Source organism: Sphingopyxis sp. SE2, assembly GCF_032227185.1.
GTDB lineage: Bacteria > Pseudomonadota > Alphaproteobacteria > Sphingomonadales > Sphingomonadaceae > Sphingopyxis.
In genome coordinates, this window is sequence record NZ_JAPMXW010000001.1 from 552,113 (window position 1) to 574,835 (window position 22,723).

General features: G+C 66.4%; 25 protein-coding genes and 1 tRNA gene. 18 read left to right on the forward strand and 8 right to left on the reverse strand.

All coding sequences use genetic code 11. From position 1 onward, the window contains the following. Positions 1–5 precede the first annotated feature (5 nt). Positions 6–986, forward strand: coding sequence for a protein translocase subunit SecF (gene secF / locus OVY29_RS02410; protein WP_037554727.1), 981 nt, complete (start codon positions 6–8; stop codon positions 984–986). 62 nt (positions 987–1,048) lie between these two features. Here the strand turns inward: secF and OVY29_RS02415 are convergent, their stop codons facing one another. Together OVY29_RS02415 and OVY29_RS02420 are read right to left on the reverse strand one after the other, a co-directional pair. Then, a complete protein-coding gene (locus OVY29_RS02415) occupies positions 1,049–2,218 on the reverse strand; it encodes a glycosyltransferase (protein ID WP_313910777.1) in 1,170 nt (389 codons plus the stop codon). A gap of 108 nt (positions 2,219–2,326) precedes the next feature. Next, entirely contained in the window at positions 2,327–2,887 is a 561-nt protein-coding gene (locus OVY29_RS02420) for a helix-turn-helix domain-containing protein (RefSeq protein WP_058536123.1), read from the reverse strand. Between the two features lie 88 nt (positions 2,888–2,975). Between OVY29_RS02420 and OVY29_RS02425 the strand changes: the two genes are divergently transcribed. Further along, entirely contained in the window at positions 2,976–3,458 is a 483-nt protein-coding gene (locus tag OVY29_RS02425; protein WP_052182144.1) for a DUF6456 domain-containing protein, read from the forward strand. 133 nt (positions 3,459–3,591) lie between these two features. Here OVY29_RS02425 and OVY29_RS02430 read toward each other — a convergent pair whose 3' ends face one another. Beyond that, complete coding sequence (locus OVY29_RS02430) at positions 3,592–5,367, reverse strand: ATP-binding cassette domain-containing protein (protein WP_313910778.1); 1,776 nt, start codon at positions 5,365–5,367, stop codon at positions 3,592–3,594. Between the two features lie 134 nt (positions 5,368–5,501). Here OVY29_RS02430 and OVY29_RS02435 point away from each other — a divergent pair, with 134 nt between their 5' ends. Further along, positions 5,502–6,245, forward strand: a complete 744-nt coding sequence (locus OVY29_RS02435) for an SIMPL domain-containing protein (RefSeq protein ID WP_200880160.1) — start codon at positions 5,502–5,504, stop codon at positions 6,243–6,245. Between the two features lie 101 nt (positions 6,246–6,346). Here OVY29_RS02435 and OVY29_RS02440 read toward each other — a convergent pair whose 3' ends face one another. Then, positions 6,347–7,027 (reverse strand): 2OG-Fe(II) oxygenase, encoded by a 681-nt coding sequence (locus OVY29_RS02440; RefSeq protein WP_313910779.1) that lies wholly within the window; start codon positions 7,025–7,027, stop codon positions 6,347–6,349. Positions 7,028–7,129: 102 nt separating this feature from the next. On the opposite strand from OVY29_RS02440, the gene OVY29_RS02445 reads away from it, so the two are divergent. The 13 genes from OVY29_RS02445 to OVY29_RS02505 all read left to right on the forward strand — a co-directional run bounded on the left by OVY29_RS02445 (position 7,130) and on the right by OVY29_RS02505 (position 17,584). Continuing rightward, positions 7,130–7,206, forward strand: a tRNA-His gene (locus tag OVY29_RS02445). A 98-nt stretch (positions 7,207–7,304) separates the two neighbouring features. After that, the gene (locus tag OVY29_RS02450) at positions 7,305–8,357 is read left to right on the forward strand and encodes a Glu/Leu/Phe/Val family dehydrogenase (protein ID WP_037554731.1); all 1,053 of its coding nucleotides are present in this window, start codon (positions 7,305–7,307) and stop codon (positions 8,355–8,357) included. A gap of 64 nt (positions 8,358–8,421) precedes the next feature. Then, positions 8,422–8,775, forward strand: a complete 354-nt coding sequence (locus tag OVY29_RS02455; protein WP_037554733.1) for a YbaN family protein — start codon at positions 8,422–8,424, stop codon at positions 8,773–8,775. Between the two features lie 339 nt (positions 8,776–9,114). Further along, positions 9,115–9,846, forward strand: coding sequence for a heme ABC transporter permease CcmC (gene ccmC / locus OVY29_RS02460; protein WP_313912035.1), 732 nt, complete (start codon positions 9,115–9,117; stop codon positions 9,844–9,846). A 3-nt stretch (positions 9,847–9,849) separates the two neighbouring features. After that, complete coding sequence (locus OVY29_RS02465; protein WP_152567588.1) at positions 9,850–10,005, forward strand: heme exporter protein CcmD; 156 nt, start codon at positions 9,850–9,852, stop codon at positions 10,003–10,005. Next, the gene (gene ccmE, locus OVY29_RS02470) at positions 10,002–10,439 is read left to right on the forward strand and encodes a cytochrome c maturation protein CcmE (RefSeq protein ID WP_037554736.1); all 438 of its coding nucleotides are present in this window, start codon (positions 10,002–10,004) and stop codon (positions 10,437–10,439) included. Before OVY29_RS02465 ends, ccmE begins: the two co-directional genes overlap by 4 nt. 121 nt (positions 10,440–10,560) lie before the next feature. Continuing rightward, complete coding sequence (locus tag OVY29_RS02475) at positions 10,561–12,531, forward strand: heme lyase CcmF/NrfE family subunit (RefSeq protein WP_313910780.1); 1,971 nt, start codon at positions 10,561–10,563, stop codon at positions 12,529–12,531. Continuing rightward, the gene (locus OVY29_RS02480) at positions 12,528–13,058 is read left to right on the forward strand and encodes a DsbE family thiol:disulfide interchange protein (RefSeq protein WP_037554740.1); all 531 of its coding nucleotides are present in this window, start codon (positions 12,528–12,530) and stop codon (positions 13,056–13,058) included. The genes OVY29_RS02475 and OVY29_RS02480 overlap by 4 nt, the downstream gene beginning before the upstream one ends. Before the next feature lie 2 nt (positions 13,059–13,060). Then, the gene (locus OVY29_RS02485) at positions 13,061–13,486 is read left to right on the forward strand and encodes a cytochrome c-type biogenesis protein (RefSeq protein ID WP_409581472.1); all 426 of its coding nucleotides are present in this window, start codon (positions 13,061–13,063) and stop codon (positions 13,484–13,486) included. Then, positions 13,483–14,166, forward strand: a complete 684-nt coding sequence (locus OVY29_RS02490; protein ID WP_313910782.1) for a tetratricopeptide repeat protein — start codon at positions 13,483–13,485, stop codon at positions 14,164–14,166. Before OVY29_RS02485 ends, OVY29_RS02490 begins: the two co-directional genes overlap by 4 nt. Positions 14,167–14,205: 39 nt before the next feature. Then, a complete protein-coding gene (locus tag OVY29_RS02495; RefSeq protein WP_052182146.1) occupies positions 14,206–16,167 on the forward strand; it encodes a potassium transporter Kup in 1,962 nt (653 codons plus the stop codon). 98 nt (positions 16,168–16,265) lie between these two features. Further along, positions 16,266–17,111, forward strand: coding sequence for a hypothetical protein (locus tag OVY29_RS02500; RefSeq protein ID WP_313910783.1), 846 nt, complete (start codon positions 16,266–16,268; stop codon positions 17,109–17,111). Continuing rightward, positions 17,033–17,584 (forward strand): AHH domain-containing protein, encoded by a 552-nt coding sequence (locus OVY29_RS02505; RefSeq protein WP_313910784.1) that lies wholly within the window; start codon positions 17,033–17,035, stop codon positions 17,582–17,584. Before OVY29_RS02500 ends, OVY29_RS02505 begins: the two co-directional genes overlap by 79 nt. Before the next feature lie 296 nt (positions 17,585–17,880). Here OVY29_RS02505 and OVY29_RS02510 read toward each other — a convergent pair whose 3' ends face one another. Continuing rightward, on the reverse strand, positions 17,881–18,852 hold the full coding sequence (locus tag OVY29_RS02510) for a nitronate monooxygenase family protein (RefSeq protein WP_313910785.1): 972 nt from the start codon (positions 18,850–18,852) through the stop codon (positions 17,881–17,883). A 78-nt stretch (positions 18,853–18,930) separates the two neighbouring features. After that, on the reverse strand, positions 18,931–19,350 hold the full coding sequence (locus tag OVY29_RS02515) for a VOC family protein (RefSeq protein WP_313910786.1): 420 nt from the start codon (positions 19,348–19,350) through the stop codon (positions 18,931–18,933). A gap of 135 nt (positions 19,351–19,485) precedes the next feature. On the opposite strand from OVY29_RS02515, the gene OVY29_RS02520 reads away from it, so the two are divergent. After that, positions 19,486–20,151: a helix-turn-helix domain-containing protein gene (locus tag OVY29_RS02520; protein ID WP_313910787.1), complete on the forward strand. Its 666-nt coding sequence runs from the start codon at positions 19,486–19,488 to the stop codon at positions 20,149–20,151. 252 nt (positions 20,152–20,403) lie between these two features. After that, positions 20,404–21,180, forward strand: a complete 777-nt coding sequence (locus OVY29_RS02525) for a CPBP family intramembrane glutamic endopeptidase (protein ID WP_313910788.1) — start codon at positions 20,404–20,406, stop codon at positions 21,178–21,180. 47 nt (positions 21,181–21,227) lie between these two features. Here OVY29_RS02525 and OVY29_RS02530 read toward each other — a convergent pair whose 3' ends face one another. After that, positions 21,228–21,722 carry a hypothetical protein gene (locus tag OVY29_RS02530; RefSeq protein ID WP_313910789.1) on the reverse strand — a complete coding sequence of 165 codons (495 nt, stop codon included), beginning with the start codon at positions 21,720–21,722 and terminating at the stop codon, positions 21,228–21,230. Positions 21,723–21,778: 56 nt separating this feature from the next. Further along, the gene (locus OVY29_RS02535; protein WP_037554748.1) at positions 21,779–22,606 is read right to left on the reverse strand and encodes an alpha/beta fold hydrolase; all 828 of its coding nucleotides are present in this window, start codon (positions 22,604–22,606) and stop codon (positions 21,779–21,781) included. Positions 22,607–22,723: the final 117 nt, after the last annotated feature.

Genomic DNA, 22,723 nt, shown 5'->3' on the forward strand with positions numbered 1-22,723 from the left:
GAAAGATGCGCCTGCTCAAACTCGTCCCCGACGACACCAATTACGACTTTTTGAAGTGGCGCAAGCTCGCCTCCTTCATGAGCTTTTTCCTTGTCGTGGTCTCGATCGCGCTGGTGGCGGTCAAGGGCCTGAACCTTGGCATCGACTTCGTCGGCGGCCAGTCGGTTCGCGTCGAGTTCACCCAGGAAATGCCGCCGATCGAGGATATTCGCGAAGCCGTGCGCGAGATCGGCATCGGCGAGGCGACGATCCAGCAATTCGGGTCGGACAGCGCGGTGTCGATCCGCACCGCGCTTCCCGATGGCGACAAGGCCGCGGCCGAACGCGCGGGGCAGCAGCTTGTCGCCGGCATCCAGAAGGCGTTCCCGACCGCGAAGACCGGATCGGTCGAAACCGTGTCGGGCAAGGTGTCCGAAGAATTGCTGCGCACCGGCGCGATCAGCCTTGCGCTCGCGATGCTCGGCATCTCGATCTATATCTGGATCCGCTTCGAATGGCAGTTCGGGGTCGGCGCGCTCGGCCGTCTGTTCCACGAGGTTGCGCTGACCTTCGGCTTTTTCGCGATCACCCAGTTGCAATTCGACCTGAACAGCGTTGCAGCGCTGCTGACGATCGTCGGTTATTCGCTCAACGACACGATTGTGGTTTATGACCGTATTCGCGAGAACCTCAAAAAATATCGCAAGATGGACATCGTCCCGCTGCTGAACCTCAGCATCAACGAAACCCTGGCGCGCACCGTGATGACCAGCGTGTCGATCCTGCTCGCGCTTGGCGTGTTGCTGGTGATGGGCCCCGACGTCATTTTCGGCTTCACCGCGGCGATGCTGTTCGGCGTCTTCGTCGGCACCTATTCGTCGATCCTGATGTCGACGCCGGTGCTGGTGTGGCTGAAGGTCGGTCCGCACAGCTTTGTGCCGCGCACCGTCGCGGGGATCGAGGGCGGCGAGCGCGTCGAGCGCAAGGACGACGGCGCAGTCGTCTGATCGTCGGCATTCAGGAATAACCCGCGCCGGTCCGCTCCGCGAGCGGGCCGGCGTTGGCGTATCTAGACCCCGGCACAGCGACGCAGATGATTGGCGAGCTCGCGGCCGTTGCGATCCCAGTCGAAACGCCCGCCGAGGCTGGCGGCGACGTCGGCGGGAGAGGGCGGGGTGGCGAGGAGCACTTGCACCGCTTCGGCGATCGCCTGCGGCGTGCGCTCGACGATGCGGCCGGCGAGCGGCGAGGTGACGAGTTCGGCGGCGCCGCCGGCGTCGCTGATGACGATCGGCGTGCCGCAGGCGAGCGCTTCGACCCACGCATTGGCAAGGCCCTCGCTCGCCGAAGGCATGACGACGGCATCGGCGGCGCGATAGAGCTGCGGCAGGTCGGCGTTGGCGACGGGGCCGAAGAAATGGACGCGGGTTTCGACTCCGAGTTCGCGGGCGAGCGTGCGGTAGCGGGCTTCTTCCTCGCCGGCGCCGGCGAGCCAGTAGTGGGCGCCGGGCAGCGCGGGCAGCGCCGCGATCACCAGCGCCTGCCCCTTGCGCGCGATGAGCGCGCCGACGGTGAGGAGTGCGGGCGCATCGCCCATGCCGAGCGCGGCGCGGGCCGCCGCGCGGTCGCCGGGGTGGAAGCGCGCGGTGTCGATGCCGGTGTAGTGGACCGCGACCTTTTGCGGGTCGATGCCGATCGCCGCCATGTCGCCGCGCATCGCTTCGGATACCGCAAGCAGACCCGCGGCCCTGGCGCCGGCTTCGATCACTTGCGATCTTGTCGCGGGGCCATGGCCGAAATGGCTGATGTCGGCGCCGCGCGCCTTCGCCGAAAAGGGGAGGCCGAGCGCGTGGGCCACGCGCATCGCGGCAGGGCCGTCGGGGTAGAAGAATTGCGCATCGACGACGTCGAATTTGCGATCGCGCACCGCGGCGAGGACCCCGCGCGCAATCTGCGCGGGATTGAAGCGCGCACCGTAGCGCGGGATCAGCGTGAAGCGCGGGCGCAGGACGGTGACGCCGTTCCATTGCTCGGCTCGCGGCAGGCCGCGAAGCGCGCGGTAGCGCCGGTGCAGCGACAGCGGAAAGGGCGGCAGGCCGACCGGCGCGACGATGGTGAGTTCAATCCCGGGCTGTGCGGCGAGCGCGCGCAGGCTTTTCTCGACGAACAGGCCGAAGTTCGCCCGCGCGGCGTCGGGGAACAGCGTCGCGATGCTGAGGACGCGGAGGGGCTGATTCATGCCCGACCTCTCCGCCGTTTGTGCCGAGCTTGTCGAAGCACCGTTCTTCCTTGCGCGTTTAGAGAAAAAGGACGGCCCTTCGACAAACTCAGGGCGAACGGAATGCTGTTATAGCGTGCGGAGCAGGCGGACGGCGACGGCCGCCCAAGGCGGATTGCTGACGACCTGCTGGCGCTGACCGGTGCCGAGCGGGAGCAGATGCAGCTTTTCGCCGTCGACGTTGAGCAGGCGCGCGAAGAAGAAACGGCCGGCGGGGCGTGGCACGAGCAGATCGCGATTGAGCACGCTCGCCCAGTCGCCCTCGATGCGGCGGCACCAGATTTCGTCGCCCGCGCGATAATCGCCGATCGACGAGGTGACGCGCACCGCGACCATATCCTCGCCCGGGCGCGCGGTGAGCGCCTGCTCGACGCGCGTCGGCGCCTGCGCGCCCTCGGCGCCGAGCAGCGCGGTGATCGTGAGCTGCGTATCCTGCGGCAGCTGGACGAGCTCGGCGGCGTCGACGCCGAGCGCCGCGGCGATGCGGTTCATCCAGCCGAGCGACAGGGTGCGCGTACCCGTTTCGAGGCGGCCGATCGTCTGCGCCGTGGTCGGCGGGACGCAGCGCTGGCCGACCTCCTCGAGCGTCAGGCCCTTGGCGCGGCGGACGGAGCGAATGCTATTGATCATGTGGACGGCCCTCGAATAACCAAATCGGTTTCCTCTTTCCTACAAAATAATCCAGTGTCAAGCCCGGCGTGCAGCAAAGGAGAATCGCATGACCGCACGCCGCCTCGAAACGCGCATCCATCCTGACGACCGGGTCGATCCGGGCAAGGCCGGGCCGCAGGTGATGCGGCATGTAACGGTGAATGTCGCCGAGAGTCCGATCGCTTGGCTCGCGTCACGCGGAATGCTCACCCCGGCGCAGCTCGGGGCGGGCGAGCGGCTTCGCAGCGATTACGAGCGCGCGGGGCTGTCGGCGCGGGTGACGATGCGCTGGGATGCCGCGCCGCCGGGAAAGAGCCGCGGCGGCGCGCCCGCATCCGACGCGTCGCTCGCCCGGATCGATGCGCACCGGCGCTTTCACGCGGCGCTCGACGCGGCAGGGCCGGGGCTCGCCGATATCTGCTGGCGGGTGATCTGCGCGGGCGAGGGGATCGGCTGCGCGGAGAAGGGGCTCGGCTGGCCGGCGCGGTCGGGCAAGCTGGTGCTGGGGCTGGCGCTCGACCGGCTGGCGGGGTTTTACGGGACGGGGTGACGAAATGGCAGGAAACGACCGGAAGCTGACCTTTCTTCGCCCCTCCCGCTTGCGGGAGGAGAAATCAGCTCACTATCGTAACGGTAGCTCCCCATGCTTAAGCCGCCCCGCCGTCGAAGCTGGCGATCGCCGTTTACCCTAACGCTTCGACTTCTTCCGCCAGCGCGAGCCAGCGATCTTCTACCGTCGCCTTTTCTTCACGCAGCGTGTCCAGCTTTGCAGTGAGGGCGTTGAAGCGCGCACTGTCGCGGGTGAACAGGGCGCCGTCGGACAGCTCGGTTTCGATCCCCGCCATCTCCGTCTCGATCTCCTCAATCCGGGCGGGCAGCAGGTCGTAGTCGCGCTGGTCCTTGTAGCTCAGTTTCTTGCGCGCTGTGGGCGGCGGAGGCGGCGCGGTGCCCGATGCCTTGGTTTTGGCGGCATTCGGCTTGGTCCGCTTCGCTTCCCAGTCGGCATAGCCACCCGCGACGATATCGACCTTGCCCGACCCGTCGAGGCCGAGCGTCACGGTGACGGTGCGGTCGAGGAAGTCGCGGTCGTGGCTGACGAGCAGGACGGTGCCGGCATAGTCGGCGATGACTTCCTGGAGCAGGTCGAGCGTTTCGAGGTCGAGGTCGTTGGTCGGCTCGTCGAGGACGAGCAGGTTCGATTCGCGGGCGAATTCGCGCGCAAGGAGCAAGCGCGAGCGTTCGCCGCCCGAGAGCGCGCCCACACTCGCCTCGACGACGCCGGGGTCGAAGAGGAATTCCTTGAGATAGCCCTGGATATGTTTTTTGACGCCGCGCACCTCGACCCAGTCGCCGCCGTCGGCGAGGATGTCGCGGACGGTCTTGTCGGGCGACATCAGGCTGCGCTGCTGGTCGATGATGATGCCGTCGAGCGTCGGGGCGAGGGTGATGATGCCGCTGTCGGGTTCGATCTCGCCGGTCAGCAGTTTGAGCAAGGTCGACTTGCCCGCGCCGTTGGCACCCACGATGCCGATGCGGTCGCCGCGCTGGACGCGGAAGTCGAGGTTTTTGATGATCGTGCGGTCACCGAAGCTTTTCGACACGTCCTCGGCGACGATCACCGATTTCGAGCGCACATCGTCGTTAGCGAGGCCGAGCTTGGCGACGCCGGGGCCGCCGATCATCGCGGCGCGGGTGGCGCGCATTTCCTTGAGCTTCTCGAGCCGGCCCTGATTGCGCTTGCGCCGCGCGGTGACGCCGCGTTCGAGCCAGTGCGCCTCGAGCCGCAGTTTCGAATCGAGCTTTTGCGCGGCGCGCGCTTCCTCGGCGGCGACCGCGTCGCTCCATTCCTCGAAGCCGCCGAAGCCGATTTCCTTGCGGCGGATGCTGCCGCGGTCGAGCCACAGCGTCTGACGCGTCAGGCGGGTGAGAAAGGTACGGTCGTGGCTGATCACGACGAAGGCGCCGGTGTAGCGCGCGAGCCAGCTTTCGAGCCAGTCGATCGCGGCGAGGTCGAGATGGTTGGTCGGCTCGTCGAGCAGCAGCACGTCGGGATTCTGCGCGAGCGCGCGGGCGAGCGCGGCGCGGCGCCGCTCGCCGCCCGAGGCGCTGGCGGCGGTGCGGCTCATGTCGATGCCGAGCTGGTCGGCGATGGCGGCCACCTCATGTTCGGGCGGGCCGTCGTCGCCGGAAATGGCGAAGTCCATCAGTGTTGCAAAGGGACGGAAGTCGGGTTCCTGTTCGAGCATCACGACATGGGTGCCGGGGACGATCGTGCGCTTGCCCTTGTCGGGATCGATGCGCCCCGCGAGCAGTTTGAGCAAAGTCGTCTTGCCGGCGCCGTTGCGGCCGATGAGCGCGAGGCGGTCGCGTTCGCCGACATAGATGTCGAGGTCCTGGAACAGCCAGCCGCTGCCTTGGACGAGGCCGAGGCCTTCATAAGAGAGAATGGGAGCAGCCATGATGAACGGCGCGCTACCGATACGTTCAGCCTGATGCAAGCGCGCAGCGGGCAAAGGCCGGAACGCGTTCGCTCCGTCTGCGTTACGGGGCGGAGATCATAATGAACCGAAAGCCCGGTTCGCAGGAGAATGAAATGACGAAGCAAATGCTCGCAGCTATGGCATCCGGTCTGGCCCTGATGGCGGCGGCGCCCGCTGTCGCGCAGCAAGGAGGTTCGACGGTGACGGCAGCAACGACGCAAGGTCCGATCCTGAGCTTCAGCGTCAGCGAGGAGGTGCGCTCGCGCCCCGACCAGGCGACCGTCGGCGCCGGCGTGACGACGACCGCGCCGACCGCGGTCGAAGCGATGCGCGCCAATGCCGCGGCGATGGACAAGCTGATCGCCGCAGCGAAGGCGCGCGGGATCAAGGCCGAGGACATCCAGACGAGCGGCATCAACCTGTCGCCGCAGTACGACTATAACAACCGCACCGACGGCCAGCCGCCGCGCTTCCTCGGCTATCAGGTCAGCAACACGGTTCGCGCGACCACGGGCAAGATCGACGACATCGGTCCGCTACTCGACGCGCTGGTCGCCGCGGGTGGCACCAATATCGACGGCCCGTGGTTCGGCATGAAGGATGCCGACGCCCAGCTGGTCGGCGCGCGCGGCGCGGCGATCAAGGCGGCCGAGGCGAAAGCGCAGGATTATGCGAAGCTGGCCGGTTTCCGCGGCGTCGAGCTGGTCTCGATCAGCGAAGGCAGCTTTGGCGGCCCGCAGCCGCCGATGCCCTATGCGCGCGGGCTGATGGCGGCGGAGGCGAAAGCGACGCCCGTCGAGCCGGGGCAGGTCGCGAACACGCTGACGCTGAATTTCCAGTATCGGCTGGTGAAGTAATCCTCAATTCGTCATCCCGGCGAAGGCCGGGATCTCATCGGCGCGTCGAGACGCACGAGCGAGACTCCGGCCTTCGCCGGGGTGACGTCTCTTTTATGCAGTCATCCCAGCTCCCCCTCCGCCCACGGCCACGGCCGTTCGCGGAACCATTTGGTGATGATATATTTGCGGCCCTTGCGCACCTTCATCCCGTGGTGGAGCGTGTCGGGGTTCGCTTTGCCGTCGAGCCTTATATTGTTCCAGGCGAGCAGCTTGCCGACCTCGGGCTGGTGCATTTTGCCGGTGGCGAGGAAGCGCGTCGCGCCGCCCGCCGCCGGCTCGTTCAGATAGATCATTAGCGTCCAGCTCCGCTGGCCGGGCACCGCGCAATAGGTTTCCCAATCGGCGCCGTGCGGATCGAAATAGTCGGTGTGCGCCTTGAATTCCTGCCCGACGTCGTAGCGCTGGCCCTGCATCGGCTCGCCATATTCGAGCGGAATGCCGGTCAGGTCGTGAAGGCGGTTGTTGACAGCGATCACCAGCGGGTCGCGGTGGTCGAGGTCGCAGGTCGTGCTGGTGCGGAAGGCTGCGTCGCCATTCGGGTCGGCGATGGTCGACGGGCGCACGTCGCGGTCGATCTGCGCGATCAGCGCGGCGCAGGTGTCGGCTTCGAGGAAACGCGACAGCATGAACTGCTGGAGCTTCGGCGTCGGCGCGCGGCGAATGCCGGGGACCGCGGCAAGCCGGTCGGCGGTGCGGTCGGCGCCCGAGGCCCTCATATCGACATGATCATTGCCAGCCATGGCGCGCTTTTAGTGGCTTGCTCCCAAGCGAACAATGCTTGACGAAGGGGGTGGGCGCGCCTATCGCCGCGCGCTGTCGCAGGCGGTTTCGCCGGGCATGTGGCGATCATAGCTCAGTTGGTTAGAGCGCCGGTTTGTGGTACCGGAGGTCGCGGGTTCGAGCCCCGTTGATCGCCCCATTTTCTCTATCGTTGCGCATATGCGGGATTTGGGGTGACTCTTCATCTCTATTGGATTATTGCGTCTATACGTAATTTTCTAATGCGAGGAGCCGCGCATGTCTGCTGTCTGGGATTTCGCCGATTTCGACGATCATGAACATGTCCACATGTTCCGCGATCGGGCGAGCGGTCTTACGGCGGTCATCGCGGTCCACTCGACGCACCTCGGCCCCGGCGCGGGCGGGGTGCGTTACTGGCATTATCCGCAGCGCGCGGCGGCGATCACCGACGCGCTGCGCCTGTCGCGCGGCATGAGCTACAAAAATGCGATGGCCGGCCTGCCGATGGGCGGCGGCAAGGGCGTGATCCTCGCCGACGAAGGCGCGGCAAAGACCCCCGAGCTGCTCGCGGCGTTCGGCCGCGCGGTCGATTCGCTCGGCGGCGCTTATGTGACCGCCGAGGATGTCGGGATCACCGACGCCGACATGGTCGAGATCGCCAAGCAGACGAAGCATGTCAGCGGCTTGCCGGTGGCGAGCGGGGCCGATGCCGGCGGCGACCCAGGGCCGTTCACCGCGCTTGGCGTCTATCTGGGCATCAAGGCGGCGATTCGCGAAGGGCTGAACACCGACAGCGCCAAGGATGTCCGCATCGCGATCCAGGGCGTCGGCAGCGTCGGCGGCGGCGTTGCGCGGCGGCTGGCGGCCGAAGGTGCGAAGCTGACCCTAGCCGATGTCAATCTGGCGCGTGCGAAGGCGCTCGCCGAAGAACTCGGCGCCGAGCTCGCCGATTCGGCGGCGATCATGGAGGTCGAGGCCGATGTGCTGAGCCCCAACGCGCTCGGCGCGATCCTGACCGAGCAAAGCATCGCCAAGCTGCGCGTGCCGATCGTTGCGGGCGGCGCGAACAACCAGCTCGCGACCGCCGCCGATGGCCAGCGCGTGCACGATCGCGGCATTGTCTATGCCCCCGATTATGTGATCAACGCGGGCGGCATCATCAACGTCGCGCTCGAATATCTGGGGCAGGGCAGCCGCGAGGAAGTCGAGAGCCGCATTCACCAGATCCCGGGCCGGCTGGCCGAAATCTGGGCCGAGAGCAAGGCGAGCGGGACGCCGGCGTCGGTTGTCGCGGACCGGATGGCGCAGAAGTTGATCGGGCGGGGTTAATCCGTTTCGGGATGACGATATTGGTGGGTGGTGCGGACGTTCATTTCCGCTAAGCCAGCTTGGCATGAAACGGCATTTCTATCTGGTCGCGGGCTGGGCGTCGTTGGGGCTTGGCGCGATCGGCGCCTTTCTGCCGCTGCTGCCGACCGTGCCGTTCGTCATCCTCGCGGCCTTCTGTTTCGCACGATCGTCGCCGCGGCTCGAGGCCTGGCTGCTGAACCATCCGCATTTCGGGCATCATATCGTCGCGTGGCGCGAGAAGGGGGCGATCAGCCGCAAGGGCAAGATCGCCGCGACGGCCGCCTTTGCGCTGAGTATCGTGCTCGCCGCGATCTTTTCGCCCTGGCCATGGGTGATGCTGCCGGTGCTCGCCGCGGCGGTGACCGGGAGCTGGATTTGGACGCGGCCGGAGGGGTGAAGTTTCGGCGGTTTGGGGGCGGGGGATGCTGCCCAGATCCTCCCTTTGCGCAGCAATGGGGAGGTGGCAGCCCGCAGGGCTGACGGAGGGGTCGACGCCGTCAGGCGTCGGTGCAAGGCCAGACCCCTCCACCACCGCTTCGCGGAGTGTAGGGTTGGATTGCCCCCGGCAATCCAAGTCCAGTCCGGGGGACTGGACGACCCAACACTCCCCCTCCCCATCGCTTCGCGATGGGGAGGATCGAGCGGCCGTCACCGGCCGTTCCCCGCATTCGCAGCGCCGCGCCGGGCAAATTGCTGGACCCTCTTGTCCGGCTCGCCTAAGGACGACGCGAAACCGATGCACGCCTATGCCAATCCGACCCGTTTTCTGGCGATCGCCAAGCCGCTGACGCCGTGGTTGCTCGGCTCCGGGCTGTTGCTCGTGCTCGGCGGTGCGTTCGCCGGGCTGACGATGGTGCCGGGCGATTACAAGCAGGGCGAAACCGCGCGCATTCTTTATGTCCATGTCCCCTCGGCCTGGCTCGGCATGGGCGGCTGGACGTCGCTGGCGGTGGCGGGATTGGTCCAGCTCGTATGGCGCCATCCCTTGTCGGGCATCGCGGCGCGTGCGATCGCGGTGCCGGGGATGCTGTTCACCGCGCTGTGCCTCGCGACCGGATCGATCTGGGGCCGTCCGACCTGGGGGACCTGGTGGGAGTGGGACGGGCGGATGACCTCGATGCTCGTCCTGCTGTTCCTTTACGCGGGCTTCATTGCGCTGACGAGCGGCGATGACGGCCAGCGGCAGGGCGGTTCGCTGTCGCGCGGCGCGGCGATCTATGCGCTCGTCGGCGCGATCAATATTCCGATCATCAACCGCAGCGTCGTGTGGTGGAACAGCCTGCATCAAGGGCCGAGCATCACACTGACCGGTTCGAGCATCGACGGCGCCTTGTTGTGGCCGCTGGGCTTGACCGTGCTCGGCTTTTCGCTGCTATTCGGGGCGATCGTATTGATGCGGATGCGGCGGATCATCGCCGACAATCGCGTCGCGGCGCGGCTGCGGCGATTGGCCGACGAGGAGGATTGACGCGTGACGGGGGTGATCAGCGGGGGCGGCCAATGGGCGTTCGTCGCCGCGGCCTATGGGCTCACGGCCGTGCTGACCGGGGCGGTGCTGTGGGCGAGCTGGCGTGCGATGAAAAAGGCCGAGAAGCGCAGCGATGCGCTGCGCAGGGATCCTCGATGAAACCGAAGCATCAAAGATTGATTTTGGCCGCCGTGGCACTCGCGGGCATCGGCGGTGCGGGCGTGCTCGCGGCGAGTGCGCTGCGTGACGAGGCGGCCTATTTCCGCACGCCGATCGAAGTGCAGGGCGGCAAGGCCGAAGTCGGCGAGGCGATGCGGCTGGGCGGCATGGTCGCAAAGGGCAGCATCGCGCGGCAGGCCGACGGGCTGACGATCCGCTTCGTCGCGACCGACGGCAAGGCGTCGGTGCCGGTCGAATATAAGGGCATTGTCCCCGACCTGTTCGGCGAGGAGAGCGGCATGGTCGCCGACGGCCGGATGCGCGCCGACGGGGTGTTCGTTGCCGATCGTATCCTCGCGAAGCATGACGAGCGCTATATGCCGCCGCAGATGGGCGAGATGCCGAAGAATATGAAAGCGCCGGCGGGGGTATGATCCGGCTTACCCTATTCCGTCATCCCGGCGAAGGCCGGGGTCTCGCCGGAGCGTATGGGCGCAGACGGCGAGACCCCGGCCTTCGCCGGGGTGACGGCGTGTTGGGTAGAGGTGTAGCCCAATGATCGCCGAACTCGGCCTTGCTCTGCTTTGGATCGCCGCGGCGCTCGCATGCCTTACGCTTATCGCTGGAACCCTGTTCCTGCGCGGCGGACCCAAGGATCTCGCATCACTCGTCCGGCCGGCGAGCGTTGCGCAGGGCGTGCTGACCACGGCCGCCTTCGGCCTGCTGATCGCGCTGTTCGTACGCTCCGACATGTCGGTCGAACTCGTCGCTCGCAACAGCAACAGCCTGAAACCGATGATCTTCAAGATCGCGGGGACGTGGGGCAATCACGAAGGATCGATGCTGCTGTGGCTGATGATCCTGTCGCTGTCCGGCGGGTTGATCGCGATTTTCGAGAAAAGGCTGCGCGAGGATACGCTGGTCGCGACGCTCGCGGCGCAGGCGGCGCTCAGCCTTGGTTTTTTCGCGTTCCTGCTCTTTTCGTCGAACCCGTTCAAACGGCTGCCGGTGGCGCCGCCCGACGGGCAGGGATTGAACCCGCTGTTGCAGGACATCGGTTTGGCCTTCCATCCGCCGACGCTCTACGTCGGCTATGTCGGGTTGTCGGTCGCATTCAGCTTTGCCGTCGGCGCGCTGATCACGCGTGAGATCGGCCCGGCGTTCGCGCGCGCGATGCGGCCGTGGGTGCTCGGCAGCTGGATTTTCCTGACATTGGGGATCACCGCGGGCAGTTACTGGGCCTATTATGAGCTCGGCTGGGGCGGCTGGTGGTTCTGGGACCCGGTGGAGAATGTCTCGCTCGTGCCGTGGCTCGCGGGCGCGGCCTTGCTCCATTCGGTCGCGGTGACCGCGACGCGCAACGCCTTGCGCGCGTGGACGGTGATGCTCGCGGTGATCGGCTTTTCGATGTCGATGGTCGGCACCTTCATCGTGCGGTCGGGGCTCTTGACGAGCGTCCACAGCTTTGCGGTCGATCCCGAGCGCGGCACCTTTCTGCTCGTGCTGATGGCGATCTATATCGGCGGCGCGCTCACCCTGTTCGCGCTGCGCGCGGGAACGGTCGCCGAGGGCAAGAAATTCGCGCTGCTGAGCCGCGAGGGTTCGCTGGTGATCAACAATCTGCTTCTGACGACGATCCTCGCGCTCGTGCTGCTCGGCACGCTCTATCCGATCGTCGCCGAGGCGATGGGCGAGAAGATTTCGGTCGGGCCGCCCTATTACAACCGCGTCGCGGGGCCGCTTGCGCTGATCCTCTGCCTCGTCATGGTCGCGGGGCCGTTGCTCAGTTGGCGCAAGGATGACGGGAAGCGGCTGTGGTCGCGGCTGCCGCTGGCGCTGTTCGCGGGCGCCGCGGTGCTGTTCGGGCTGGTCCTGTTCGGCGGCAAGGTGGGCATCTTGCCGCTGCTCGGGATGACCGTCGCGGGGATCGTCGCGGTCGCGAGCCTTGCGCCGCTGTGGGGACGCAATCTTCGCCGCACGCCGCTGCCGACGTGGGGCATGGTGGTGGCGCATTTCGGCGTCGCGGTGTGCCTCGCCGGCATGGGCGCCGAAAGCGCGTTCATCAAGGAGCGGCTGGTCGCGGCGGCACCCGGCGACGATATCAGGATCGGCGATTTTTCGGTGAAGTTCGTCGGGGTGAAGCCCGTCGCGGGGCCGAATTATACCGCGATCGAGGGGACGCTGGTCGCGACGACATCGTCGGGAAGCCGCTTTACGATGAAGCCCGAGGCACGCACCTTTCCCGGCCTGATGGGCACCGCGCCGACCGAGACCAACGAGGCGGCGCTGCTGACGCGGCCGGGCGGGCAGCTTTATGCCGTGCTCGGCCAGCCGGTGACGAGCGACGACGGGCGCGCCGACCGCTACCAGATCCGCCTGTGGTGGAAGCCGCTGGTGTGGTGGATCTGGCTCGGCGGCGGCCTGATCGCCGTCGGCGCGGCGCTGTCGATGCTCGGCCGCGCGCAGCTTTTGGCAATCTGGCGCGCGCGGCGTGCCCGCAAATTACAGGAACGTTTCGCGCCATGAAGAACCGCTGGGTCCTTTTCGTGCCTTTGGCGATCATGGGGCTGCTGTTCGGCGCCTTCATCTATCGGCTGGTGACGCCCGCCGAGACGCTGATCCAGTCGCAGTGGATCGACAAGCCGATGCCCTTGTTCGACCTGCCGCCCGCGACCGCTGGAGTCGAAGGGCTGAAGAGCAGCCAGCTTGCCGACGGCAAGCCGCGCCTCGTCAATGTCTTTGCAAGCTGGTGCATCCCGTGCCGCGCCGAGGCGCCGCAGCTCGAGGCGCTGAAGGCCGCGGGGGTGCCGATCGACGGCATCGCGATTCGCGACCGCCCCGAGGATGTCGCGATGTTCCTGAGAGAATATGGCAATCCGTTCGACCGCATCGGGTCGGACATGCAGAGCAGCGTCCAGATCGCGCTCGGGTCGTCGGGGGTGCCCGAAACCTTCCTGATCGACGGCAAGGGAATCATCCGCGAGCAGATTCAGGGCGTGATCCTCGCCGATCAGGTGCCCGAAATCGTCGCGAAGCTGGAGGCGATGAAGTGAGCCTGCGGCTGATCCTGCTCTGTCTGCTTGGCGCGCTGACGCTGCCGCTGGCGGCGCAGGACCGGTTGCCGCCGGCGCCCTATGCCTATCAGCAGCTGAACGATCCGGCCAAGGAAGCGCGCGCCAAGGCGTTGATGGAGGAATTGCGCTGCCTCGTCTGTCAGGGGCAGTCGATCGCCGATTCGGACGCGCCGCTCGCGGGGGACATGCGGCACGAGGTGCGGAGCAAGATTGCGGCGGGCGAGAGCCCGGACGAGATCAAGGCCTGGCTCGTCGCACGCTATGGCAATTGGGTGAGTTACGACCCGCCGTTCGACGGCGCGACGGCGCTGCTGTGGCTGGGGCCGCTCCTGTTTCTTGCGATCGGCGGATGGCTGGCGTTCGGGCGGTTCCGGCGCGGCAAGGACGATGCGGAGGACGGCGCATGATCTGGCTTTTGGTCATCCTGGCCGCGATGCTGACGATCGGCGGTATTTTCTGGCTCGGCCGGCTGCCCGCGGCGGCGCGGCCGCTCGCGGCGGCGGCGGTGATGCTGGGGCTCGCGGGCTATGCGCTGCAGGGGAGTCCGGCGTTGCCGGGCAAGCCCGTCGCGGCGCCCGAAGAGCCCGAAGGCTTTGGCGAGGCGATCACCGACCAGCGGCAAGGCATGTCCGAACGTTTCGGACCCGCCGCGCAGTGGCTCGGCATGTCCGACGGTTTCGCGCGCACGGGGAAGACTGAGCTCGCGGCGAAGACGCTTGAAAAGGGGCTCGAGAAATATCCCGACAATGTCGACCTGTGGGTCGGGCTGGGCAACGCGCTCGCGGCGCATGGCGGCGGAATGATGTCGCCGGCGGCGGCGCTCGCGTTCGACGAGGCGGCGAAGCGCGACCCGTCGCATCCGGCGCCGCCCTTTTTTGCGGGACTCGCGCTCGCGCAGGGCGGCGACCTCAAGGGCGCCGAGGCGGTGTGGAGCGGGCTGCTCGCGCGCAGCCCCGTCGATGCGCCGTGGCGAAGAGATCTCGAGATGCGGCTGGCGCAGCTGAGGCAGGCGCTGGGCCCGCAGCTTCCCCCTGAAACCTCTGGCGAAACTCCAGCCGCTGCGCCAGCGGGGGGCGTCCCAAATTGAAACCTGTTCCAAAAGCGCAGGCTCGTCTAAAGGCGCGCCATGACTGCTGAGTCGCAACAGGCGGCCGAAGGCGCGCAAAGCGCCATCGAGGCTGCCGCCGATACCGGCCATCACGGCCATGGACATCATGGCGATGGCAAGCTGAAGCTGGCCGTCGGCGCGATCGGGGTCGTGTTCGGCGACATCGGCACCAGCCCGCTCTACGCCTTTCGCGAAACCTTTGCCGGGCATCACCCGATCGAGGCCGACCGGCTGCACATCTATGGCGTCCTCAGCCTCGTTTTCTGGTCGATGATGCTCGTCGTGACGTTCAAATATGTCATGACGATCATGCGCGCCGACAACAAGGGCGAGGGCGGCAGCCTCGCCTTGCTTGCATTGATCAGCCGTTCGTCGGGCGAAAAACGCTGGACGTGGCCGATCATCCTGCTCGGCGTCTTTGCTACCGCGCTTTTCTATGGCGACAGCATGATCACGCCGGCGATGTCGGTGCTCTCGGCGACCGAGGGCTTGAGCTACGTCAACAAGGGGTTCGAGCCCTATATCGTGCCGATCGCGCTCGCGATCCTGATCGGGCTGTTCGCGATCCAGTCGCGCGGGACGGCGAAGGTCGGAATGCTGTTCGGGCCGATCATGCTCGCCTATTTCACGATGCTCGCGATCCTCGGGCTCATCCATATCGTCGATCATCCGGGGATCATCCTCGAAACGCTGAACCCGATGAACGCGCTGCGTTTCTTCTACGTCGACGGTTTCACCGCCTTCATCGCGCTGGGCGCGGTCGTGCTCGCAGTGACGGGGGCCGAGGCGCTCTATGCCGACATGGGGCATTTCGGGCGCGGGCCGATCGGACTGAGCTGGCTGGCCTTCGTCCTGCCCGCGCTGATGCTCAACTATATGGGGCAGGGCGCGATGGTGCTCGATGCCGAAATGGGGCCGCGCGGCGACCTGATCGCCGATCCCTTTTTCCAGATGATGCCCGACGCGTGGCAGATTCCTGTCGTCATCCTCGCGATCCTCGCGACGATCATCGCGAGCCAGGCGGTGATTTCGGGTGCCTTTTCGCTGACGCAGCAGGCGATCCAATTGGGCTTCATGCCGCGGCTGCGCGTCGAACACACCAGCGCCTCTGCTGCGGGGCAGATCTATATCCCGATGGTCAATTGGGGGCTGATGGTGATGGTAACCCTGCTCGTCCTCGGCTTCGGATCGTCGAGCAACCTCGCCGCCGCCTATGGCATCGCGGTGACCGGCGCGATGTTCATCGACACCTGCCTGATGAGCGTCGTGCTCTTCACCTTGTGGAAGTGGCCGGCGTGGAAGGCGCTGCCGATCCTCGCGATCTTCTTCATCGTCGACATCGCCTATTTCGGCGCGAATCTGGTCAAGGTGCCCGACGGCGGCTGGGTGCCGCTGGCGATCGGCCTGACGATCTTCACCATGCTCACGACCTGGTCGCGGGGGCGCAAGCTGATGCAGCAGGAAATGGCCGAAGGCGCGATGCCGATCCCGGTGTTCGTGAAATCGGCGGCGAACAGCGCGACGCGCGTTCCCGGGACCGCGGTGTTCATGACGTCGAGCAGCGACGGCGTGCCGCACGCGCTGCTCCACAATCTGAAGCATAACAAGGTGCTGCACGAGCGCATCATCCTGTTGACGATCAAGATCGCCGACGTGCCCTATGTGCGCGAGGAGAATAAATGCGCGCTCGACGATCTGGGGCAGGGGTTCCACCGGCTGATCCTGAACTACGGCTTCATGCAGCCGATCGACGTGCCCGACGCGCTCAAACGCGTGACGAGCTGCGGCGGCGAGTTCAAGATGCTCGAAACGAGCTTTTTCCTCTCGCGACAGACGTTGATCGCGGCGAGCAAGCCGGGAATGCCGATCTGGCGCGAAAAGCTGTTCGCCTGGATGCTCCGCAACTCGGAAAGCGCGATGGAATATTTCCGCCTGCCGACGAACCGCGTCGTCGAGTTGGGCAGCCAGGTCGCGATCTGACGCCGCCGGCGGAGCATGGGCCGTCCGATTAACTTTCCGACATGCGTCGATAAGCGTTTGAACATTCGGATCGGTCTTGCGATGCAAGCCGCGAACCCATGAAGGGCGCGCAACAGATGGATGTCGATGACCGCGATGCGTTGATCCTGCCGGTTCCGCCGGAACCCTTCGCACTGATTCTCGGCCCTGCGATGCGCGGCGCATCGGACGACGCGATCGAAACATCGCTTCGGCATATGGGGTTGCAGCCCGTGCGGGTTCGCGATGTCGGCGCCGATCTCGAAGCGCGGATCACGGCACCATGTTTTCGCTTGACGTTCGGGGCGGTGTCGGTGCTCGCCGGCCCGGCGGCGGGCGCGGCGCTCGATCTGGCCGATCCCGATCATCCGTCGACGAGCCTGCTCGCCGCCAGCCTGCCGCGCGGATGGCGCGAGAGCCGGGACTGCTGGATTTTCATTTCTGAAAACGATCGCGGCGCATCGCCGTCGCAGACGACGCGGATGCGCGAATTCTTCAAGATGATGTTGCTGCTGATCGACCTGTTCGATGCCAGCCATCTCTTCTGGTCGCCCGCGCGGCTCTGGTCCGATGCGCCGCAGTTCCGTGCCTCGATCGCCGAAATGCTGGTCAGCGGGATGCCGCCGGTGCTGCATCTCGTCGCATTTCGCCGACGCGATACGGGCGACGGCGGGATCATGGCGACGCGCGGGTTGGCGCTCTTTGCGGACCAGGAACTCGAAGCGCGCATTCCGGACGGCTGGACGGTCGCCGAAATGGTACGGCGCCTGTCGCGGCTCGCGCTCGACATGATGCTCAACGGTCCGGTCCGGACCGCGCGGACGATGCGCGGGCTGGATGCCGGCGAGTGGATCGACCTGTTGCCGCCTATGGATGGCGCGAGCCAAAGATCGACGGTGATCGTCGAATTCGGCCGCGACGGTTGATCGGGCGCGGCTGGCATGGGGCGCCGCCGCCGCTGTCCGGATTTCAGCGTCATCACCTGATCCCGATCGCCCTGCTGCGACGCCCGCAGATGCTGGTGATGTTCGATCACCTCCGCGACGAGGGGTTCGGGCTTCAGAATTTCGCGGGCAACGGGCTGGTGCTGCCGGCTTGCGAGCCGGCGGCGCTGCGATCGGGTCATGCCCTGCATCGGGGGCCGCATTGCGGTTACAGCGATGTCGTTACCGCACGGGTCGAAAGGATCAGGGTGCATTTCGCGCTGCAGGCGGCGGCCGACATCCGCGCTGCGCGTCGCGCCGCCGTTATGCGTCTGAGGTTGCTGCAGGACACGACCCGGCGCGCGCTGACCGACGGGCATGGAGCGGGATTCTGGCTCAACCGGCGCGATCCGATGCGGCTGTTCGTCGACCGCCCCTATCTGGACGAAGCGATCGAGCGGTTGTTCGGGGAATAGGCGGCGGCTTTCGACCGGAAGCTGCCGCTCGATCCTCCCCATCGCGAAGCGCTGGGGAGGGGGAGTGTTGGGTCGTCCAGTCCCCCGGACTGGACTTGGATTGCCGGGGGCAATCCAACCCTACACTCCGCGAAGCGGTGGTGGAGGGGTCTGGCCTTGCACCGACGCCTGACGGCGTCGACCCCTCCGTCAGCCCTGCGGGCTGCCACCTCCCCATTGCTGCGCAAAGGGGAGGATCTGGACGACAGCTCACCACCCCAAAGCCGCCGTTGCCGTCTGGCCGGGCTATGTTGGGCTTAAAGCCGCACCTTCGCTTCGAGTTCGCGGCGGGCGGCGAGATATTGCGCTTCGAGCTCGGCGACATATTCGGCCACCGGGCGCACTGCGGTGACGGGGCCGATTCCCTGGCCCGAGCCCCAGATATCCTTCCACGCTTTTGCCTTGGTATTGCCTCCCGAACCGAAGTTCATCGTCTTCAAATCGCCTTCGGGCAGATTGTCGGGGTCCATGCCCGCCGAGACGATCGACTGGCGGAGATAATTGCCGTGGACGCCGGTGAAGAGGTTCGAATAGACGATATCCGCAGCCCGGCCCTCGACGATGCCGTTTTTGTAGCCGTCCTCGGCATTGGCTTCGACGGTCGCGATGAAGGCGCTGCCGATATAGGCGAGGTCGGCGCCGCACGCCTGCGCGGCAAGGATCGAGCGGCCATGGCCGATCGCGCCCGACAGGGCTACGGGGCCGTCGAACCATTCGCGGATTTCCTGCACGAGGGCGAAAGGGGACTGGCGCCCGGCGTGGCCGCCCGCGCCCGCCGCGACGGGAATCAGGCCGTCGGCGCCCTTTTCGACCGCCTTGCGCGCGAAGCGATCGTCGATCACGTCGTGGAGCGTGATGCCGCCCCAGCTATGGACCGCCTGATTGAGTTCCTCGCGCGCGCCCAAGGAGGTGATCGTGATCGGCACCTTCCATTTGGCGCAGGTCGCGATGTCCTGTTCGAGCCGGTCGTTCGATTTATGGACGATCTGATTGACCGCATAGGGCGCCGAGAGGCGGTCGGGATTGTCGCGGTCCCACGCGGCGAGTTCCTCGGTGATCCGGTGGAGCCATTCGTCGAGCAGCGACTGCGGCCGCGCATTCAATGCGGGGAAACTGCCGACGATGCCCGCCTTGCATTGCGCGATGACGAGATCGGGGCCCGAGACGATGAACAGCGGCGAGCCGATGACGGGCAGGCGCAGGCGGTCGAAAATCGGGGGAAGGGCCATGAATCAGTCTCTCCGGTTGCCAATTGCAACTGACCTTAACGTAAACGGAAGGTTGCGCAAGATGCTACGGTCCTGACCCTAGTCGAAGGCGGGACCCTTGAGCTCGACGATATTGCCTTCGGGGTCGGCGATGTAGATCGACGGGCCCTCGCCTTCGGCGCCGTAACGCGGGCCCGACTGCTCGACGGCGACGCCGTGGCGGTCGAGGTGGGCGCGGATCGCCGCGTCGTCGAAGGGGGTTATCGTGATCGCGAAATGGTCGACGTTGCGGCCTTCGGCACCCGGCGCCGCACCGCCCATCGCGCCCAGCTTGCCGTCGACGGTGACGAGGTCGATCAGCGAGCCGCCCGCGCGCAATTGATAAAGTCCGATTTCGGCTTGGGTGCGTTCGTCGGTGCAGCCGATAACCTCGCGGTAAAAGGCCACCATGCGGCCCACGTCGACGACGCGCAGAACCACATGGTCGATCGCGCGAAGGCTGAAGGGGGGTGTGTCCACGGTGATCGCTCCTCGAATTCTTGCGGACGGACTTCCTAACTTGTGCCTACCCCCGCTGTCCATCGAGTGGAGACGGGGGTTGGTCCGGCATCGGTTGCGGCGGGCCGCGGGGCGCGACATTATCGGGCGATGCAGTTGCTCCAGCCCAGCCTCTTGCCCCCCGCGACCGACATTGCGCGCCACCGCCACTGCGAACCCTATGCGACGGTCGTGCTGGCGGGCGCCTATGAGGAAGCAGGCGATGCCGGACGGATCGCCGCGCAGGCGGGCGAGGTGCTGCTTCACGGGCCTTTTTCGGCGCACCGCGACCGGATTTCGGCGAAGCGGACGATGGTGCTCGACCTGCCGCTGCCGTTCGACGGGCGCGAATGGCCGGCGCGCGCGCGGATCGCCGATCCCGACCGGATTGTCCGGCTGGCCGAACGCGATCCGGTCGCGGCGGTGACCGCGCTGCTCGGCGAAGTCGTGCCGGTGACCGCCGGTGAAGAGGGGGATTTGCCCGACCAATTGTCGGCGGCGCTGCGGACCTCCGCGCCGCCGCGGATCGGCGAATGGGCGGCGGCGCGCGGCCGGTCGCGCGAACATGTCTCGCGCTGTTTCGAGACGCTCTATGGCGTGCCGCCCGCCGCCTATCGCGCCGATTGCCAGGCGAAGCGCGCGTGGCGGATGATCGTGGAGAGCAAGGACAGCCTTGCCGGGGTCGCGATCGAGGCGGGCTATGCCGATCAGGCGCATATGACGCGCGCGGTGACGAAGGTGACCGGGCTGTCGCCGCGGCGATGGCGGATGGCGGTGGGTTGAGGGCGTGGCGGCATTGGGATGGGGAGCGGGCGTGTAAATCCTCCCTGCCGCGCAGCAGTGGGAAGGGGGACCGCCGCGAAGCGGTGGTGGAGGGGTCGCGACGGTGCGCCACAGCCCCTCCGTCAGCCCTTCGGACTGCCACCTCCCCATGGCTTCGCCACAGGGAGGATCGTGCGGCAACCAGCGATCGATAATTGCCACAGGTCACATTTTTTCAAGAAATGTGAGGCGCAACGACGTTAGGCCGGTCGTATGACAAGCCTCTCTCCCGCTTCGCCGCGCCCGTTTGTGGCGCTTTCCGGTTTCCGCTTCCGACTGTGGCCGATTCTGCTCGCCGCGGTGCTGATGCAGGCCATACTCGAGCTTGGCCGCGTCACCGCCCGCGAAATCTATTTTGCCGGCGCGCCGCTCTGGGACGGCTATATCTCGGTTTTCCTGCTCCTGGCGATCGCATTCCAGGCGCTGCTCGGGCTGGCCGCGATCCTTGTCATGCGCCGGTTGCTGCCTGCGGCCGACCCGCATCTGCGCTGGCCGCCGGGCGCGAGCTATGTCGGGATCGCCGCGTTGATCGGCATCGGGATGGGGCTGGTGATGCTCGTCGCCGATTACTGGCCTGCGCTCGCCGCGCAGACGCCGCCGAACATGGACTATTCGAAGGCGCCGCTCGATTCGGCGGGATATCTGCTCGGAATGATCACGACGGGGCTGGCGGAAGAGACGATCTTTCGCGGGCTGCTCGTCGGAATGCTGGTCGTACTCGTGCCCGGACGGCTGCGGATCGGGTCGTTCGACCTGCCCGTCGCCGCCTATCTCGTCGCGCTGATGTTCGGGCTGGCGCACTGGAAATCCTTTACCGTCGATCCCTTCTATCAGGCGATGGCGCAGCAGATTTACGCCTTGGCCTGGGGGCTGATCTATGTCTGGCTGATGGAGCGGTCGCGGAGCCTGCTGGCGCCGATCGTCGCGCATGGGCTGGGAAATTTCACCGAGGTCGCGATCGTGATCGCGCTCAACGCGCTGTGGGCCTGACGCACCAAGGGCGGCCGCCTGGCCGCCCTTGATCCTTTCGGGGCCGATCAGACTGCGATCGGGCGCCGGCTGGCCCTGACCGCGACATATCCGAAGAGGATCGCGGCGACGAGGAGCGCGCCCTGCGCGGCGGCAAACGGAGCTTCGGTGCCGCTCGGGGCGAGCGCGTTGAGCGCGGGGACCTTGAGGAAGGACTGCACGACGAGCACGAAGAGGTTGAGGTAGAGCGCGGCGGTGGCGCTGACCGCATAGACGGTGGCGGCGCGACCGGCGAGCTTGCGGCCGTAAAAGGCAGCGAAGGCGAAGACGAGGATCAGCGTCGAGAGGATTCCCGTACCGAGCGCCGGCGTGAAGGCAAGGATGGGGAAGAGGAAACCGGTGAGGCTGGTGAGCAAGGTCGCCCAGAGGAAGATGTGGGTGGCGCGGCGGAGGAGGCGCCCGCGCGCGAAGGCGGGAAGGGCGATAAGGCCCGCACCGATGCCGATCAGGCTGATCGCGACATGGAGTGCGGTGAACTGCGGGATGGTGAGGCCGAGGATCATGGTGGTTACTCCTTGTTTGGAGCGGACGGCGAGCGGGTCGCCGCCCGTCCGTTCGGTCAGCCGTTGATGAAGTCGAGGAGATCGGCGTTGAAGCGGTCCTGATGGGTGACGGTCAGGCCGTGGTCGGCACCTTCATAGACCTTGAGCACCGCATGTTTGACGATCTTGACCGTCGAAAGCGCCGCGGCGCCGATCGGCACGATCTGGTCGTCGTCCCCGTGGAGGACGAGCGTGGGCTTATCGAACTTCTTGAGGTCCTCGTTGAAGTCGCTTTCCGAAAAGGCGCGGATGCTGTCGAGCAGGCCCTTGAGGCCGCCGTTCATGCCCTGACGCACAAATTCGTCGCGCACCGCCTCGCTGACCGCCGCGCCGTCGCGGTTATAGCCGTAGAAGGGCAGGGTCAGGTCCTTGAAGAACTGCGGGCGGTTGTCGAACGTGCCCTTGCGGATGCCGTCGAAGACGTCGATCGGCAGGCCGCCGGGATTGGCTTCGGTCTTGAGCATCAGCGGCGGGACCGCGCCGATCAGCGCTACCTTGGCGACGCGGGCGGTGCCGTGGCGGCCGATATAGCGAGTGACTTCGCCGCCGCCGGTCGAGTGGCCGACGAGGATGACGTCTTTGAGGTCCAGCTGTTCGATCAACTCGCCGAGGTCATCGGCGTACTGGTCCATATTGTTGTTTTCCCAGACCTGATCCGAGCGGCCATGGCTGCGGCGGTCGTGCGCGATGGTGCGGAAGCCCTGATTGGCGAAAAATACCATCTGGGCGTCCCAGGCGTCGGCCGACAGCGGCCAGCCGTGCGAAAAGACGATCGGCTGGCCGTCTTTCGGACCCCAGTCCTTGAAGAAGATATTGGTGCCGTCCTTGGTCGTGATCGTGGTCATGTCCTGATTCCTTTCGTTTCGAAGGGGCGGGGTGTCCGCCCCGATGAGAGGGAGATAGGCTGCTGCGTCCTTGCGCGGGATTGGCGGACGCGACATTATGCGGGCCGATTCCGACAA

Excerpts from the sequence above, each read along its gene's own strand:
- OVY29_RS02480 (WP_037554740.1), top strand. The coding sequence starts at position 12,528 with ATGAAGAACCGCTGGGTCCTTTTCGTGCCTTTGGCGATCATGGGGCTG.
- OVY29_RS02500 (WP_313910783.1), top strand. The coding sequence starts at position 16,266 with ATGAAGGGCGCGCAACAGATGGATGTCGATGACCGCGATGCGTTGATC.
- OVY29_RS02510 (WP_313910785.1), bottom strand. The coding sequence starts at position 18,852 with ATGGCCCTTCCCCCGATTTTCGACCGCCTGCGCCTGCCCGTCATCGGC.
- OVY29_RS02450 (WP_037554731.1), top strand. The coding sequence starts at position 7,305 with ATGTCTGCTGTCTGGGATTTCGCCGATTTCGACGATCATGAACATGTC.
- OVY29_RS02440 (WP_313910779.1), bottom strand. The coding sequence starts at position 7,027 with ATGGCTGGCAATGATCATGTCGATATGAGGGCCTCGGGCGCCGACCGC.
- secF (WP_037554727.1), top strand. The coding sequence starts at position 6 with ATGCGCCTGCTCAAACTCGTCCCCGACGACACCAATTACGACTTTTTG.
- OVY29_RS02420 (WP_058536123.1), bottom strand. The coding sequence starts at position 2,887 with ATGATCAATAGCATTCGCTCCGTCCGCCGCGCCAAGGGCCTGACGCTC.
- OVY29_RS02475 (WP_313910780.1), top strand. The coding sequence starts at position 10,561 with ATGATCGCCGAACTCGGCCTTGCTCTGCTTTGGATCGCCGCGGCGCTC.
- ccmE (WP_037554736.1), top strand. The coding sequence starts at position 10,002 with ATGAAACCGAAGCATCAAAGATTGATTTTGGCCGCCGTGGCACTCGCG.
- ccmC (WP_313912035.1), top strand. The coding sequence starts at position 9,115 with ATGCACGCCTATGCCAATCCGACCCGTTTTCTGGCGATCGCCAAGCCG.
- OVY29_RS02535 (WP_037554748.1), bottom strand. The coding sequence starts at position 22,606 with ATGACCACGATCACGACCAAGGACGGCACCAATATCTTCTTCAAGGAC.
- OVY29_RS02425 (WP_052182144.1), top strand. The coding sequence starts at position 2,976 with ATGACCGCACGCCGCCTCGAAACGCGCATCCATCCTGACGACCGGGTC.
- OVY29_RS02455 (WP_037554733.1), top strand. The coding sequence starts at position 8,422 with ATGAAACGGCATTTCTATCTGGTCGCGGGCTGGGCGTCGTTGGGGCTT.
- OVY29_RS02415 (WP_313910777.1), bottom strand. The coding sequence starts at position 2,218 with ATGAATCAGCCCCTCCGCGTCCTCAGCATCGCGACGCTGTTCCCCGAC.
- OVY29_RS02530 (WP_313910789.1), bottom strand. The coding sequence starts at position 21,722 with ATGATCCTCGGCCTCACCATCCCGCAGTTCACCGCACTCCATGTCGCG.
- OVY29_RS02495 (WP_052182146.1), top strand. The coding sequence starts at position 14,206 with ATGACTGCTGAGTCGCAACAGGCGGCCGAAGGCGCGCAAAGCGCCATC.
- OVY29_RS02435 (WP_200880160.1), top strand. The coding sequence starts at position 5,502 with ATGACGAAGCAAATGCTCGCAGCTATGGCATCCGGTCTGGCCCTGATG.
- OVY29_RS02525 (WP_313910788.1), top strand. The coding sequence starts at position 20,404 with ATGACAAGCCTCTCTCCCGCTTCGCCGCGCCCGTTTGTGGCGCTTTCC.
- OVY29_RS02490 (WP_313910782.1), top strand. The coding sequence starts at position 13,483 with ATGATCTGGCTTTTGGTCATCCTGGCCGCGATGCTGACGATCGGCGGT.
- OVY29_RS02430 (WP_313910778.1), bottom strand. The coding sequence starts at position 5,367 with ATGGCTGCTCCCATTCTCTCTTATGAAGGCCTCGGCCTCGTCCAAGGC.